The organism is Rhodococcus sp. PAE-6 (assembly GCF_025290685.1).
GTDB classification, from domain to species: Bacteria; Actinomycetota; Actinomycetes; order Mycobacteriales; family Mycobacteriaceae; genus Rhodococcus; species Rhodococcus pyridinivorans.
This window is the reverse complement of record NZ_JAOCLZ010000228.1, coordinates 1-238: the sequence shown is the minus strand read 5'-3', so window position 1 is coordinate 238 and position 238 is coordinate 1. Positions and strand designations below refer to the sequence as shown.

Sequence of the window (238 nt, the reverse complement as noted above, 5' to 3'; positions counted from 1 at the left end):
TGGCGATGATGCCCTTCGGTGGGTTCTTCACCTGCTCCGGGTTGACCTCGCTGACGACGAGCGGAACCTCGGGGTCATTGCGCCATGCCGACGAGTTGTCGACGACGATCGCACCGGCGGCCGCGAAGCGCGGAGCCTGTTCCATGGAGAGGGTGCCACCGGCCGAGAACAGCGCGATGTCGATGCCCTTCAGATCCTCGTCGTAGGTCGCCGCGACGTCCTCGACCACGATCTCCTC

1 pseudogene is annotated in these 238 nt (G+C 65.5%); it reads right to left on the bottom strand.

Annotation, left to right across the window (positions count from 1 at the left end):
• Positions 1-238: pseudogene (locus tag NVV99_RS26855) on the bottom strand (aspartate-semialdehyde dehydrogenase); the annotation flags it as partial.